This is a genomic window from Candidatus Litorirhabdus singularis (genome assembly GCF_026262625.1).
In the GTDB taxonomy this organism is placed as follows: Bacteria; Pseudomonadota; Gammaproteobacteria; order Pseudomonadales; family Halieaceae; genus Litorirhabdus; species Litorirhabdus singularis.
In genome coordinates this window covers 527,141-541,223 of sequence record NZ_SHNN01000001.1, presented here as the reverse complement: position 1 = coordinate 541,223, position 14,083 = coordinate 527,141, and the positions used below count along the sequence as shown (strand labels likewise).

11 protein-coding genes are annotated in these 14,083 nt (G+C 56.5%); 9 read left to right on the top strand and 2 right to left on the bottom strand.

What is annotated here, in order from left to right; genetic code table 11:
- Positions 1-7 precede the first annotated feature (7 nt).
- From EYC98_RS02355 to EYC98_RS02345, 3 genes are all read left to right on the top strand, one after another.
- Positions 8-580 carry a peroxiredoxin gene (locus EYC98_RS02355; protein WP_279243699.1) on the top strand — a complete coding sequence of 191 codons (573 nt, stop codon included), beginning with the start codon at positions 8-10 and terminating at the stop codon, positions 578-580.
- A 187-nt stretch (positions 581-767) separates the two neighbouring features.
- Positions 768-2,714, top strand: coding sequence for a flavin-containing monooxygenase (locus EYC98_RS02350; RefSeq protein WP_279243698.1), 1,947 nt, complete (start codon positions 768-770; stop codon positions 2,712-2,714).
- Between the two features lie 45 nt (positions 2,715-2,759).
- On the top strand, positions 2,760-3,560 hold the full coding sequence (locus tag EYC98_RS02345) for a Rieske (2Fe-2S) protein (protein WP_279243697.1): 801 nt from the start codon (positions 2,760-2,762) through the stop codon (positions 3,558-3,560).
- On the opposite strand, the gene EYC98_RS02340 is transcribed toward EYC98_RS02345, so the two are convergent.
- Positions 3,557-3,928 carry a rhodanese-like domain-containing protein gene (locus EYC98_RS02340; RefSeq protein WP_279243696.1) on the bottom strand — a complete coding sequence of 124 codons (372 nt, stop codon included), beginning with the start codon at positions 3,926-3,928 and terminating at the stop codon, positions 3,557-3,559. The two genes, EYC98_RS02345 and EYC98_RS02340, sit on opposite strands and share 4 nt — an antisense overlap.
- Positions 3,929-4,087: 159 nt before the next feature.
- Here EYC98_RS02340 and EYC98_RS02335 point away from each other — a divergent pair, with 159 nt between their 5' ends.
- From EYC98_RS02335 to EYC98_RS02325, 3 genes are read left to right on the top strand one after another with little or no spacing between them, the layout of a single operon-like run.
- A complete protein-coding gene (locus EYC98_RS02335) occupies positions 4,088-4,387 on the top strand; it encodes an ArsR/SmtB family transcription factor (protein ID WP_279243695.1) in 300 nt (99 codons plus the stop codon).
- A gap of 15 nt (positions 4,388-4,402) precedes the next feature.
- Positions 4,403-7,750, top strand: a complete 3,348-nt coding sequence (locus EYC98_RS02330) for an efflux RND transporter permease subunit (RefSeq protein ID WP_279243694.1) — start codon at positions 4,403-4,405, stop codon at positions 7,748-7,750.
- On the top strand, positions 7,743-8,816 hold the full coding sequence (locus EYC98_RS02325; protein WP_279243693.1) for an efflux RND transporter periplasmic adaptor subunit: 1,074 nt from the start codon (positions 7,743-7,745) through the stop codon (positions 8,814-8,816). Before EYC98_RS02330 ends, EYC98_RS02325 begins: the two co-directional genes overlap by 8 nt.
- Before the next feature lie 47 nt (positions 8,817-8,863).
- On the opposite strand, the gene EYC98_RS02320 is transcribed toward EYC98_RS02325, so the two are convergent.
- Positions 8,864-9,658: an SDR family oxidoreductase gene (locus EYC98_RS02320; RefSeq protein WP_279243692.1), complete on the bottom strand. Its 795-nt coding sequence runs from the start codon at positions 9,656-9,658 to the stop codon at positions 8,864-8,866.
- Between the two features lie 217 nt (positions 9,659-9,875).
- Here EYC98_RS02320 and EYC98_RS02315 point away from each other — a divergent pair, with 217 nt between their 5' ends.
- The 3 genes from EYC98_RS02315 (at position 9,876) to EYC98_RS02305 (ending at position 14,073) form a co-directional block, all read left to right on the top strand.
- Complete coding sequence (locus tag EYC98_RS02315) at positions 9,876-11,753, top strand: DUF3604 domain-containing protein (RefSeq protein WP_279243691.1); 1,878 nt, start codon at positions 9,876-9,878, stop codon at positions 11,751-11,753.
- A 72-nt stretch (positions 11,754-11,825) separates the two neighbouring features.
- Positions 11,826-13,106: a cytochrome P450 gene (locus EYC98_RS02310; RefSeq protein ID WP_279243690.1), complete on the top strand. Its 1,281-nt coding sequence runs from the start codon at positions 11,826-11,828 to the stop codon at positions 13,104-13,106.
- Positions 13,107-13,164: 58 nt separating this feature from the next.
- Positions 13,165-14,073 carry a prenyltransferase gene (locus EYC98_RS02305; protein ID WP_279243689.1) on the top strand — a complete coding sequence of 303 codons (909 nt, stop codon included), beginning with the start codon at positions 13,165-13,167 and terminating at the stop codon, positions 14,071-14,073.
- Positions 14,074-14,083: the final 10 nt, after the last annotated feature.

Below are 14,083 nucleotides of genomic sequence, written 5' to 3'. Positions count from 1 at the left end.
AGTTGCCATGATAGTTAATAACCGTATTCCGGACGTCGTCTTTAACACTCGGGTTCGAGATGAGTCCGTTGGTGGAGATAATCCTTACCGTTGGCAGGATCTGACCAGCCAAGACATTTTTGCTGGTAAGAAGGTGGTGGTATTTTCACTACCGGGTGCATTTACGCCGACTTGTTCTTCAAACCATCTGCCTCGCTACGAGGAGCTCTATGCGGAGTTTCAGGAGCAAGGTGTAGACGCGATAGTCTGTGTGTCAGTCAATGATGCGTTTGTGATGTTCAAGTGGGGCAAAGAGCAGGGCAACGAGAATGTATTCCTGCTGCCTGATGGCAACGGCGAATTCACTCGGAAGATGGGTATGCTGGTAGACAAGTCTAACATTGGCTTTGGCATGCGCTCCTGGCGTTATTCGATGCTGGTTAACGACGGCACTATCGAAAAGATGTTTGCTGAGCAAGATTTTGGCGATCTCTGCCCGACCGACCCCTTTGAAGTGTCAGATGCCGACACTATGTTGGCCTATCTGAAGGGCACCGACGCTCAAGGCGTCAGTGAGCCGCGCAAGGCCTTTGTAGGCTAATTTTGCTGCTTTAGAACGCTGCTCAGATCGCGTTCAAGTGATCTTTCCAGCGCCTTCCCCCAATCGGGGGAAGGCGCTTTTTTTTGTGGTTCTTTGCCATTCCCGTGAGTGCCGAGGCTTCCCATGCTGTGCGATACTGGCTTTAGGCTGCAATGTTGTGGCGTAGGGCGTTATGGAGGTCGGCACAGTGGGAGAGATAGATAAGCTGACGCGTGAACAGCTGACTGCTGCATTGGCGGCGGCAGATTTGCGGGTGTTATTGATGGTGATGTATCACCTCAGTGGCGAAGAGCGTTGGCTGCAGGAGCCGTATCGGCCGAGGCGTGATGTGCGCCTGATTGCTGATGAGGACGCCGGCTTTAGTCCGCAGTTGCAACAGGAGGTGCGGGCGGCGGCGTTGGAACTGCTAACCGCTGCAGCAATATCGCCGGCAATTAGCCGTCCTGATGAGACTCTGTTGCAGCGGATGATGAGCGTTTGCCTCGGCGAGGAAGTGCCGGCCGAGTACGCACCTATGATGCTGGAGCAAATGGGTTTTGAGCCTCTCTTGCGTGAACTGCCCCCGCTGCGAACTCCGCTAACGGGCGAACTGCTGCCCGTGATTATTGTCGGCGCCGGTGTTAGTGGAATTGCCCTGGGCAAGTTTTTGCTGGAAGCGGGCATTGAATTTCAAATTCTCGACAAGAATACTGAGGTCGGAGGCACCTGGTGGGAGAATGTCTATCCCGGCTGCGGTGTTGATACGCCCAATCATGCCTACTCTTACTCGTTTGGGCCGCGCTTCGCCTGGAGCAGTTTTTTCTCGCCGCGAGCGGATATACAGGATTATCTGCAACTCACCGCGCAGAACAATGGGCTGTATCCGCATATCCGTTTCAGTAGCACGATCGAGGGGGCTGTTTGGGAAGAGTCTGAGCAGTGCTGGCACGTTACTGTCAGTGGTCAGCAGGGTCGCGAAACGCTGCGGGCTCGTGCTTTGGTAAGCGCCGTAGGACAACTCAACTTACCAGCGCTACCCTCCATTGAGGGACTGGAAGATTTTGACGGTCCGCTATTTCATAGCTCGCGTTGGCCCGCTGGACTTGAGCTGTCCGGCAAGCGCGTAGCGGTTGTCGGTACCGGCGCATCCGCTATGCAGATAGTGCCAACGATTGCTGGCGAGGTTGAGCACCTCACTATCTTCCAGCGCACCCCGCAATGGGCCAGACCTATTCCGCGCTACCACGAAAGCATAAACGAGGCCGCCCGCACTTTGCTGGATCACGTGCCGTTTTATGCCGCCTGGCTGCGCTTCACTATGTTCTGGCGCTATGGTGACGGCTTGTTACCGTATTTGCGCAAAGACCCGCAGTGGTCACATCCGCAGCGGTCGATGAACAGGATTAATGATCGACATCGTGAAGAAATGTTGGCGCATATAGAGCAGAAACTGGCGGGTCGCAGTGACCTGCTGGATAAATGCGTGCCTGATTACCCGCCTTACGGAAAGCGCATACTGTTGGACAATGGCTGGTTTGATACTTTGCTGGAGTCTAATGTGACCCTGCAAACAGACCCTATCAGCGCGGTTCATCCGCGTGGTATTGCAACCGCGGCAGGTGGTGTTGAGAAGTTTGACGTGGTGATTTTGGCGACCGGCTTTCAGGTAGGAAAAATGGCGGCGCGACTCAATATAACCGGGCGCGATAGCCGGCAATTGGCCGCCGAGTGGGCGCACGACAACCCCACCGCACATCTGGGTATTACCGTTGCCGGGTTCCCCAACCTGTTTTGTATGATGGGACCTAGCACCGGTCTGGGTCACGGCGGTAGCGCGATGTTTCAGGCCGAGGTTCAGGCGCGTTATATTGTCGATTGCCTGCTGACATTGTTCAACAGCAATGCGGGCAGCATGGAGGTGCTTGCTGACGTGCAGGCGGACTTTGTGGCCCGCGTCGATGCCGAACACGAGCAGCTGATTTGGAGCCACCCGAAATTACAGAGTTATTATCGTAACGCCGGCGGGCGCGTATTCTCACTGCTGCCCTGGCGCATCGTGGATTACTGGCAGATGACGCGGCATCTGCAGCTGGATGACTTTGAGTGGAGTGGTGCAGCTCAACTTAATCTTACCGGAGTGGCTGCCGGCGAATGATATGCTGGCTTATCTTACAAGTACTTCGATGATGGATGCTTATCTATGTCTGCGCTGCAAGCTGACCCACTGAATCGCAATCCCAATGGTCTTGAGTTGGTTTCTGTGGCTACCTATACGCGTCTGGTAGGCGCAAGCATAGAGCGGGTTTGGGAGAATGTGCTGGACTGGGAGCACTTGCCTCACCTGCATGATACCTCGTTCAGTTTTAGTGAGTTGGACGAGGCGGGTGCATGGGGTTGGCGCTGCTGGTCCGATGCTGAGCATGTCGGGCATATTGAGCTGTGTGTTATGTCGGATCGCTACGTTGCTCGAACCTACAGCCATGGTAAACAGTTTTCGGAGATTTGGACGGGGTTGCGTTCTCAGGGTGATGCAACGGCTGTAGAGGTCGAGTTTCTGGTGGCTGATGTGGCGGCGGATCAAGTCGATGGCATGGGGCAAATCTACCGCGACGTATACCAGCAGCTGTGGGACGAGGATGAAGCAATGATGCGGGAGCGGCAGCGCCGTCTGGACGAAAGGCGCTCGGCAGATGCGCAGGTTGTGCTGGGCACCGAGGCCGCCGTAGCCCAGCGTTTACCGTTTCGGTTTCAGTGGCGGCGCCAGGAATTTGAGCTGATCGAGCGTGACTCGCAGCTGCTTGCCGTACCCACGATTTGTCCGCACCTGCTGGGTCCGCTGGCAACGGATTTGACTAACCCGGACGTGCTGAGCTGTCCCTGGCATGGCTACCAATTTGACCGCCGTTCGGGCGATTGCCTAAGTCCCGTAGGGGCGCGTTGCCGGCTGCCGGCTGCGCCCGTGCTTTCTATACGCGACGGTATGGTCGTCGCCGGCGCTTAACCCTTGGCAGCGGCAGACTGATTATCGCAGGCCGCTTTAACCTGCTCAATGTTACAACTGATAGCCGCCACTTGAGTGAAACCCATATGCATGAGCTGCGCTGCTGCCAGTCTGGCTCGGACGCCCGAGGCACAGTGAATGTAAATTGGCGTCTGTGGGTCCTGGCTTAATTCAAGCACTTTCATTTCCAGCACACCGCGAGGGATATGCAGTGACCCCGAAACCGGATGCAGGTCAACTTCGCCGGGCTCGCGCACGTCTATCACGTGGCCGCTATTGCCACCACATTCCCGGAATGCCTCTTCCGCGCTAATACAGCGTAGACCGTCGCTGGCTTCGGCAACGAGTTCTGGAATAGTTTTGAGCATGCTGGTTTCTCCTCAGGGTGTTTCGGTGAGACTTGATTCAAAGAATAGTTTAATCATTTATATAAGTAAACTCTAATGTAGACAAAACTAATATTAAGTCTATACTTCAGGTAATTTCCAATCAGGCGTGCGGTCCCGCTGCGGACTAGCGAACAGATAATGCAAATAGAACCAGAGAAAATGGCGGAGCGCTCCAAGGAAGCAGAACAGTTCCTCAAGTTATTGGGGAACAGCAAACGCCTGATGATTTTGTGTGTGCTACTTGAAGAGGAGATGTCCGTTGGAGATCTCAATGCGCGGGTGCCTTTGTCGCAGTCTGCACTATCGCAGCACTTGTCTGTATTGCGCGAGGCGGGCCTGGTGGCTACGCGGCGCGAGTCGCAGTCCATTTTTTATCGCCTGGCAGATGCCAGAGTAGAGAGAGTGCTGCATGTGCTGTACGACATTTTTTGTGACTGAGGGAGTGCTCTGCGCATGAACCCGCTGGATCGTTTGGTCCGTTCAGGGCTTGAGGGAGCGTTTCCAAAGATTATCTTTTTGGTTGCCCTGATTGCGGGCTTGCTGGCGCTGCAATTTACGCCGCGTGAAGAAGAGCCGCAGATTGTGGTGCCAATGGTTGATGTGCTGGTAACAGCGCCCGGCTTGAGTCCGCGTCAGGTCGAGCGTCAGGTGGTGGTGCCGCTGGAAAAGTTGCTCGCGCAAATCCCGGGTGTCGAGCATGTTTATTCGGCATCATCGCGTGGACAGGCAGTGGTGACTCTGCGTTTTTATGTGGGGGAGGATCGCGAGGACTCTATTCTCAACGCTTACAACAAGCTGAATTCAAATCGCGATAAAGTACCTGGCGTGGTCAGCGATTGGATGATGCGTCCGGTAGAAGTGGACGACGTGCCGATTCTCCTGTTGGGGCTGTGGAGTGATACCCCGGCGCGCTACGACGATTTTGCCCTGCGCCGAATTGCAGACGAAATCTCCACGGTGCTACAGCGCATACCGCTGGCCTCCGAGGTCAATGTGAGTGGCGGCAGACCGCGATTGATGCAGATTTTGCTGCGCCCCGAAAGCCTGGCTGCGCGCAAGACCACAGCCACCGATATTGTCTCCGCCCTGCAACTGTCAAACCGCCTGCAAAGTGCCGGAGACTGGTCATTGGGTAATGAGTCGATCCAGCTCGAAAGTGGCGACTTTTTGCAATCAGCAGATGAGCTTGCCGCTTTGGTGGTTAACGTCGTGGATGGGGTGCCGGTCTACCTGCAAGAAGTGGCGATGGTCGTTGACGGCCCTGCCGAACCCGATAACTACACGTGGTTGAGTCTAGCGCCCGGTCATCCCGGGTACGCCAGTGACCCCGGCCAGCATCCTATGGTGAGCATTAGCGTGGCCAAACAGAGGGGCAGCAACGCTGTAGCCGTTGCTAGTCAGGTCCACCGCTCCCTGGAACTCATGCGCGCCGAGTTACTGCCGCCAGAGATACATGTAGAAGTTCTCCGGGATTACGGCGAAACCGCCAACGCCAAGGTCAACAACCTGAGCCTGAGCCTGGCGTTCGCGATATTCACTGTCGTTGTTTTTATCGGTGTTTTCCTCGGCTGGCGTCCAGCGCTGGTGGTGGGGTTGGCAGTTCCTATTTGCTACGGGGCTACCCTGGCGCTGGATATGTACTTTGGCTACACCATCAACCGGGTGACATTGTTTGCGCTCATTCTCTCGCTGGGTCTGGTGGTAGATGACCCGATCACCGGAGTCGACAATATTGAGCGCCAGTTGCGCACCGGTGCAGGCGATACCAAAGATCGTATTGTTGATGCCATGGCAGAGATCCGTGTGCCATTGCTGATGTCCACGCTGACCATCGTATTGGCCTTTGTGCCGCTGGCATTTATAACCGGCATGATGGGGCCGTACATGGCGCCCATGGCGTTCAATGTTCCGCTCAGTGTCATTGCCAGTACCGTGGTGGCGTTTATGGTGACGCCGTGGCTGGCAAGTAAATTGCTGAAGCCGACTATTCAATCGACCGGCGATTCTGCAACCGGCCCGACAGCACAACCGCCGCAAACTGAAGGCGCCGGCGAAGGCGCGCTGGCAGGCTATTACACCCGCCTGCTCGGTGCCGTATTGGGCGACCGGCGTCGCAGCTGGTTGCTGCTGGCATTAGTCATGGTGATGTTTATTATGGCGGCATTGCTGCCGCTGCTACGTCTGGTGCCGCTGAAGCTGCTGCCGTTTGACAACAAGAATGAAGTCCAGGTTGTCATTGATATGCCCGAAGGCACGACGCTGGAAGCTACCGCCGCCAAATCACAGCAAGTGACGAATGTACTATTACAGTTGCCAGAGCTGCGTGCCGTCGCTGTGTTTGCGGGGCAGCCTTCGCCCATCGACTTCAATGGCATGGTGCGCCAGTACTACGCGCGTCAGCAGCCACACCTGGCCGATCTTCGTATCACTCTGGCCGCCAAGGGCGAGCGCCGGCATCAGTCGCATGCGATTGTGCTGCGCATGCGTGAGCTGCTGGCACCGCTCAATCAAAACGGCGTCAGCGTTAAAGTCGTGGAGGCGCCACCCGGGCCGCCGGTGATGAGCACGCTGGTGGCCGAAGTTTATGGTGATGAATTGTCCTCCTACGCGGAGCTTAGCGCTGCTGCGCTGCAGCTGCGCGATCGTCTGGCGCGTGAAGCCCACGTAGTTGACGTAGATTCTTCGGTGGAAGTAGCGCAGCAGCGGCGACTGCGGTTTGTGGCGGACAAGCAAAAGGCCGCCTTATCGGGTATTGCCACCGAAGATATCAATCTCAATCTCGCTATCGCCAATCAGGGCTACGTGGCCGGCTACCTCAACCTGGTGGATGAGGCGCAGCCGTTGCCCATTGAATTAAAACTGCCGCCCCATCAGCGTGCCAGTGTTACTGATCTGCAGGCGCTTATGGTCAAGGGGCGCGCCGGTATTGTGCAGCAAAGTAGTCGCGGCGGCATAGACGCGGCGCCGCAACCGCTGGTCGCTGTGGGTGAGCTGGGCAGGTTTGAGTATCAGGCCGTCGACCCGGTCATACTGCATAAGGACCTGCGCCCGGTTGTCTACGTTACTGCAGAGTTATCCGGACGCACTCCCGCTGAGGTGATAGCCGATGTGGTCGCAGACCGCGATGAGACGCCCGCCAGTGCCAACGACTGGCGCTCGCGTTCGTTTCTGAATCCGGGTGGGGGCGATGGTTGGAGTCTGCCCGAAACCATTGAGGTGGTGTGGACCGGGGAAGGTGAGTGGCACATAACCGTGCGGGTTTTTCGCGATATGGGCTTGGCATTTGCCTTTGCGCTGGTGGCCATCTATGCCGTATTACGAATCCAGACCGGCTCGGCCGCGTTGTCGGGCATTATCATGTCGGCGATTCCATTGACCATTATTGGCATCATGCCTGGCTTCTGGTTGTTGAACCAGATTGGCGAGCGCGAGGTGGCAGGAGCTCCGGAGCCAATACTGTTCACCGCCACAGCCATGATTGGCATGATTGCCCTGGCCGGTATTGTGGTGCGTAATTCACTGATACTGGTCGAGTTTATCGGTCAGGCCCGAGCGCGAGGACTGGCGCTACGCGACGCGCTGTTGCAGGCGGGCATGGTACGTATGCGCCCGGTTTTGCTGACCGCTGGCACCACGATGCTGGGCAATCTGGTGATCATTCTGGATCCGGTGTTCAGTGGTCTGGCGCTGGCAATTATTTTTGGTATTTTCTCTTCAACCCTGTTCACGCTGCTGGTCATACCCGTGGTGTATCAACTGGTGTTTGATGAGTCCGAGCAGGAGGTTATCGGCCATGGCTAAACGAGTTGCAAACTGGATAGTGCCGGTGCTTGCCATCGCGCTATTGTTGCTGGTGGTGTTGTGGATGGCCGGGTTGTTCAGCTCGCGCATAGAGCCCGCAACGGTTGCCCTAACGTCAGCCAGCACCAGTGACTTATGGCGCGTAGAGTCACAGTCAGTGAGTCTGACAGAATCCGTGCCGGCGACCCTGGAGGCGCGTCAGTCCACTGATATATCCTCGCGGATTCTGGCTCGCATCGAGAATATTGAGGTGCGCTCTGGCGATATGGTTGAGCGCGGACAGGTGTTGATATCGTTGGAGCAGTCGGATTTACGCTCTCGTACCGCGCAGGCGCTGGAATCCATCAAGGCCGCTGAGGCGCGCCTGACCGAGGCGACCAAGAACTACGAGCGCGCTACATCCTTGCGCCAGCAGGGGCTGATTGCGCAAGCAGATCTTGACAGGGCGCTGGCTAATCGCGATGCCTTACTGGCCGATCAGGCGGCGGCGCAGCAGGTGTTGCAGGAGGCGGAAACCGCATTGAGCTATGCCGAGATCAGGGCGCCAATCAGCGGTCGCGTGATCGATCGCTTTGCTGAGCCGGGCGACACCGCTGTGCCAGGCATCAAGCTGCTTTCGCTATACAACCCGATGTCCTTGCGGGTGGAAGCACACGTGCGTGAGCGCTTGGCGTTGACGCTGCTGGCCGGGCAGGCGATGAGGGTGGAGATTCCGTCCTTGAGCCGGACGGTTGCCGCCGAGATTGAAGAATTGGTTCCTGCCGCTGAACCCGGCTCACGCTCTTTCCTGATCAAGGCACGTCTGGAATACGATGCGCAGATGCTGCCCGGGATGTATGCCCGGCTGGAAATCCCTGCCGGTTCAGAACAGCAAATTCGGATCCCGCTAGAGCGGGTTGCCAGTTTGGGGCAGTTGAACCTGGTTTGGGTAGAGCGCGATGGGGTTGCTGAGCGTCGCTTCGTCAAACTGGGGCCGAGCCAAGCGGGTATGGTGCAGGTGTTGGCCGGACTTGATGAAGGCGATCTGTTGCGTCCGCCGCCGCGGACGCTATTACAGGAGCCTTAACTTCCGGCTCCCCACAGTGGGTATCGCCAGGGTAATGTCTGGCCTGCTCAGGAGCAGGCCACAGCGCCACCGTCACAGGTAATGACCTCACCTACCGTATAGGCCCCAGCGCGTGAGCTGAGGAAAATCGCCAAGCCGGCGATATCCTCTGGAGTGCCGACACGGCCGCGGGGGTTGTGTTGGCCGATGGCATCCCAGTCGATATCCGTATCGCCGCCACCGCCGACGCCTGTGCTCAGCATCCAGGTCGGAAACGGTCCCGGTGCAATCGCGTTGCAGATGATGTTACGGCGGGTCAGATGGGCGGCCAGATTGCGGGTTAGGTGATGCACCGCGGCTTTTGAGGGGCCGTAGGAAAAAGTATCGAAGGCGGGTGTCTTGATGCCGTCAATGGAGCCGACATTGATCACCCGGCTGGGATCTTCAGCAGTTGCAGCTGCCTCCAGTCGCGGCAGCATTTTCTGGGTCAGAAAAAACACACCCTTGACGTTGACGTCCATGACTTTGTCCCAGCCCAGCTCCGGGAATTCTTCCAGTGGCGCGCCCCAGGAAGCACCGGCGTTGTTGATGAGTACATCCAGCTTTTCTTCTTTGGCACTAAAGGCGGCAACTGCCGCTTCTATTCCCGGCAGTGTCGACAGGTCTGCGGGTATCGAGACGCAGGTGCCCCCGTATTCCTGCTGCAGGCGCTGCGCGGTTGCATCGCAAGCCTCTGCTTTACGCGAGCTGATATAGACCTTGGCGCCGTTGGCGAGAAACCCGGCGGCTATCATTTCGCCGATGCCGCGGGATCCACCGCTGATGAATACGATTTTGTCTTTCACAGAAAATAAATTATTCATAATAGTCCCGAGTGATGAGTTGCGGCAGTCTACTGCGCAGTGAAGAGCCCTTCAAAGCCGCCCAACTTATGGCAGCTCTGTGATCATTGCAAGTGGCTCTTGCGTCGTGGTTACTATGGTTTTCAGTTAATGCCGGCTCTGTACTCCGGTGACAGAAGCAGCTAGATTAAGAATATGAAAGCAGTATTCATCCAGACCTAATAAAGAGAACAATGTCATGTATCGATCCCTGCGCCCATTATCTTTGATCTGCTTGTTGGTTTTGCCCGCCGCTGTGATGGCCCAAAATCCAGATCAACTGCTGTTTGGTGATACTCACTTGCACACCTCCTATTCGTTTGACGCCTATCTCAATAAAAACATGACCGGTGACCCGGATATGGCATATCGCTGGGCCAAAGGTCTGCCGGTAGTGCACCCTTACAATCGCTCGCGGGTACAGATTCACCAGCCGCTGGATTTTCTGGTGGTATCCGACCACGCCGAGTTGATGGGCTATATACGCGCTGTCAATCTGGAGGAAGCCGAATTTGAGGACCTTGGTGTGTGGGGGAACCTGAAACGTTGGTTCGCCATCACCATGCTTAACCGGGCTATCTCATCCGAAGGTGGCAGTAAAATATTCAGCTCGCTGTTACCGGAGGAACCCGCAAACCTTGGCGGCGACCCGGTGCAGGATCCGGTGAATGTGATGCCTACTGGTACTTTTGGCGACACGCTCGCGATAGAAACCAACGCCTGGCATGAAATAGTGGCGGCGGCAGAGCGGCATAATGATCCTGGTAATTTCACCAGCCTGATTGGTTGGGAGTGGAGTTCGATTCCTGTCGGCGCCAATTTGCACCGTATCGTTTTCACCCCCGACGCTGGCAATATTGCCCGTCAATTTGTCCCCTATGGGTCTGATCAAAGCCAATACCCCGAAGACCTCTGGGACTGGCTGGAAGCAACTCAGGAGCGCACCGGTGCGCGGTTTATCGCCATGCCCCACAACTCCAACATATCCAAGGGCTACATGTATGCTGAAACTTCGCTGCGCGGTAAGCCCATTGATGCGGCTTATGCCGAGCGTCGTATGCGCTGGGAGCCGGTGTCCGAAGTGACACAGATTAAGGGCGACTCAGAAACCCACCCGGTGGTATCCCCCGACGATGGTTTTGCTGACTTTGAAACTTATAGCCACTATATCCAACAGGACCCTGGCCCCTATAAGCCAGCGGCGGCCGATTATATGCGCGGTGCGCTGAAGACCGGACTGGCGCTGGAGGCAAAAACCGGGGTTAACCCTTACCAGTTTGGCGTGATTGGCTCCACTGATTCACATTCTGGCTTGTCCTCCGCAGAAGAAGATAACTTCTGGGGGAAATTTGCGCGCGACTCTACTCCCGAGACCAAGCGTAGCGAGGATAGTATAGGCGGCAGCAGAGCCAACGGTTGGAGTATGTCGGCGTCTGGCCTGGCGGCAGTCTGGAGTCGCAAGAATACGCGTGACGAAATATTCGACGCTTTCCAGCGCCGTGAGACTTACGCTACCACCGGTACGCGACTGAAAGTCAGGCTTTTTGCCGGCTGGGACTTTGGCGTGGCAGATCTTGAGGCCGCAGATTTCGCAGAGTTGGGCTATGCGCGTGGAGTGCCCATGGGTGGCAACCTCTCGGCTGCTGGTGCTGAGCAGCGACCAACATTCTTAGTGCGCGCGGAAATGGACCCACAGGGTGCCAACCTCGATCGTATTCAAGTGGTTAAGGGTTGGCTCGACGCTCAGGGCCAGCAACAGGAGCGGGTTTACAATGTAGCTTGGTCGGGTGCGCGCTCGCTGGACACAGGTGGCGAGCTGCCGCCGGTTGGCAATACGGTAGATCTGGACAGTGGGGCTTACAGCAATAGCATTGGCATGCCGGCGCTGGCAGTCGCATGGACTGACCCGGACTTCGAACCAACTCAGCGTGCGTTCTACTATGTCAGAGTGCTGGAGATACCAACGCCGCGTCATTCACTGTTGGATGCGATTGCTCTGCAACGTGAGTTGCCAGAGGAAGGTCCAGCCACTTTGCAGGAGCGGGCTTACACTTCGCCGGTTTGGTATACGCCATAAGATCGCCCCAATCATAAGCGGCGTGCCGGGCACTGCCGGAGTTTTGCAGCGCCAATCACTGAGGGTAGAATTTTGAAAACCTATGCCGGTTATGAAGACGTTGACCTGTTTGCTGAAGGTGCACAGGAGCACTGGTATGAAGCCTATCCGCTGCTGCATGAGCAGGCGCCGGTGCTGCGGCTCCCCGGTGAAGGTCTGGTGCCGGGTACTGACGGTTTTGTGCTCAGTAAATACAACGATATTGAGCGCGTGGTGAAGGATGCTGAACGCTACACGCCGACCATGTCATTAGCGGTGGATGCGCTTATAGCAGAGGGCTCGGACAATACTGACGGCTTTAATCTGGCGTTGCAGTCGTTGGTTACGTTGCGCCCGAATGCTGAGCTGTGGCGCAGTCATCGTCAGGAGCTCACTGATCCCTGGGTTGGCCCCGGGGCGCGACGTCATCAAGAGATGATTACCGAGTTAGTCGATGAGCTAATCGATAGCTGGATTGAGCAACCACAAATAGACTTTGTGGCGCAGTTCGCGCGGCCACTGCCCCAGCGTGTCACCGCGCGGGTGCTTGGTTTTCCCGACGCTGATGTCGAACAGCTGGCTCTATGGGGTACCGCGCAAGTCATGAGCTTTGTCTACGGCAAGGGTCACCGCAATGAGTTGAATGCGCAACAGATGGAGCAGCAGAACGCCGAACTACGTGGTTTCGCAGAATACGTCCGCGACCAGATTCAGCGCAAGCGCGAGCATCCGGCCGATGACATGATTAGTTTTCTCATCGATGTGGTTTACCAACCGTTACAGCGACAACTCACCGATTCGGAAATACAGGGGGTTGTCTACTTTATGGTGCTGGGTGGTTTGGAAACCACCCAGTATGCTCTGGCGGAGCAGGCGCAATTACTGTGTGAAACACCGGGCTTGTTCGACACACTTAAGGCGGATCCGGATAAAATTCGCGCCTTTACCGAAGAGGTTATGCGGATACGCGCCCCCACCCAGGGTTTATCGACGCGTATAACCACGCAGGATGAATTGTTCCAGGGTGTTGAGGTGCCGGCGGGTTCCTTGTTGCACCTGCGTTGGGCGGCGGGTAATGTCGATCCCGAGCGCTATGAATGCCCCTACCAGATTGATCTGGAGCGCAAAGCACTGGGCAATCATCTGACTTTTTCACAGGGTCCGCGTACCTGCCCAGGTGCGGGTATTTCACGTTTGGAACAACAGATTGCCTGGCAGCGCCTGCTACCGCGGCTAGCAGCTATAGAGTATGCCCCGGGTAACACCATGAGCCATCAACCCGGTATTATGCTGGGAACGGATGCGGTGCATCTGAGTATTAAGCCGCAGCGCTGATTGTCGATCAGGCGCAGCAACGGTTGGCTTACTGAGCAGCCAGAAGCAGAGAACTGCAATGAATCAAAATTTCCTAGCCGGCCTGTGGCGACTGGCCGATCCCAAAATCAGTATTACCTCGGTCGCCTCCATGGCCATTGGCGCCGCTTTGGCGTGGGGGGCTCCCGGGTATTCGTTAAGTTGGTTGTTGTTGATCTTACTGGCTTTGTTTGCCTTGGAGGTGGCCAAAAACGCCTGGGGTGAAGTGTTTGATTTTGACTCCGGCACTGATCTGGCGGTTAAACCAGAAGACCGCACTGATTTTTCCGGTGGCAAACGGGTGCTGGTAGACGGTTTATTGAGCCGTGGAGAGACCTGGGCTATTGCCGGTTTATTTGGCGCTGTGGGCTTCGCTTTGGGGTTGATCATCGTATTGCTGCGTGAGCCTGCAGTTTTCTGGCTGGGCGTGGCAGGAGCCGTTCTGGCCTGGTCATATCACGGTCCGCCGCTGCAGCTGGCCTATCGGGGGTTGGGGGAGTTGGTGGTGCTGCTCTGCTATGGTCCGATCATCGCGCTGGGAACTTTTATGGTGATGACCGGGTCGTTCAGCACTGTGGTGATAATGCTGTCGTTGCCGTTGGGGTTACTCATAGCGGCTTTTTTGTGGGTTAACGAGTTTCCCGACTATCTGGCCGATGTGAGCGCCGGCAAGCGCAACCTGGTGGTGCGCTTGGGGCGGCTACGTGCGGCACGATGTTTGCCCGTCATATACCTGCTGGCATTTGGTATGCTGGCTTCCCTGCCCTGGCTTATGGCACTGCCGCTGAGTGTAATGCTGGGCCTGGCCGCCGTACCGACAGCGCTGTTGGTCTGTAAATGGACACTGGCCGCTCCGGAGACCTGGCATCGCCAGAAACCGGTGCAACCGCTGGCCCTGCTGACCTTTGTACTCTATTCCGCTGGCGTCTCGATAGGCGTTTTATGGTGAGACCGAATTG

Coding starts and splice junctions, on each gene's coding strand:
- EYC98_RS02330 (WP_279243694.1), top strand. CDS start 4,403: ATGAACCCGCTGGATCGTTTGGTCCGTTCAGGGCTTGAGGGAGCGTTT.
- EYC98_RS02335 (WP_279243695.1), top strand. CDS start 4,088: ATGCAAATAGAACCAGAGAAAATGGCGGAGCGCTCCAAGGAAGCAGAA.
- EYC98_RS02305 (WP_279243689.1), top strand. CDS start 13,165: ATGAATCAAAATTTCCTAGCCGGCCTGTGGCGACTGGCCGATCCCAAA.
- EYC98_RS02355 (WP_279243699.1), top strand. CDS start 8: ATGATAGTTAATAACCGTATTCCGGACGTCGTCTTTAACACTCGGGTT.
- EYC98_RS02345 (WP_279243697.1), top strand. CDS start 2,760: ATGTCTGCGCTGCAAGCTGACCCACTGAATCGCAATCCCAATGGTCTT.
- EYC98_RS02320 (WP_279243692.1), bottom strand. CDS start 9,658: ATGAATAATTTATTTTCTGTGAAAGACAAAATCGTATTCATCAGCGGT.
- EYC98_RS02325 (WP_279243693.1), top strand. CDS start 7,743: ATGGCTAAACGAGTTGCAAACTGGATAGTGCCGGTGCTTGCCATCGCG.
- EYC98_RS02315 (WP_279243691.1), top strand. CDS start 9,876: ATGTATCGATCCCTGCGCCCATTATCTTTGATCTGCTTGTTGGTTTTG.
- EYC98_RS02340 (WP_279243696.1), bottom strand. CDS start 3,928: ATGCTCAAAACTATTCCAGAACTCGTTGCCGAAGCCAGCGACGGTCTA.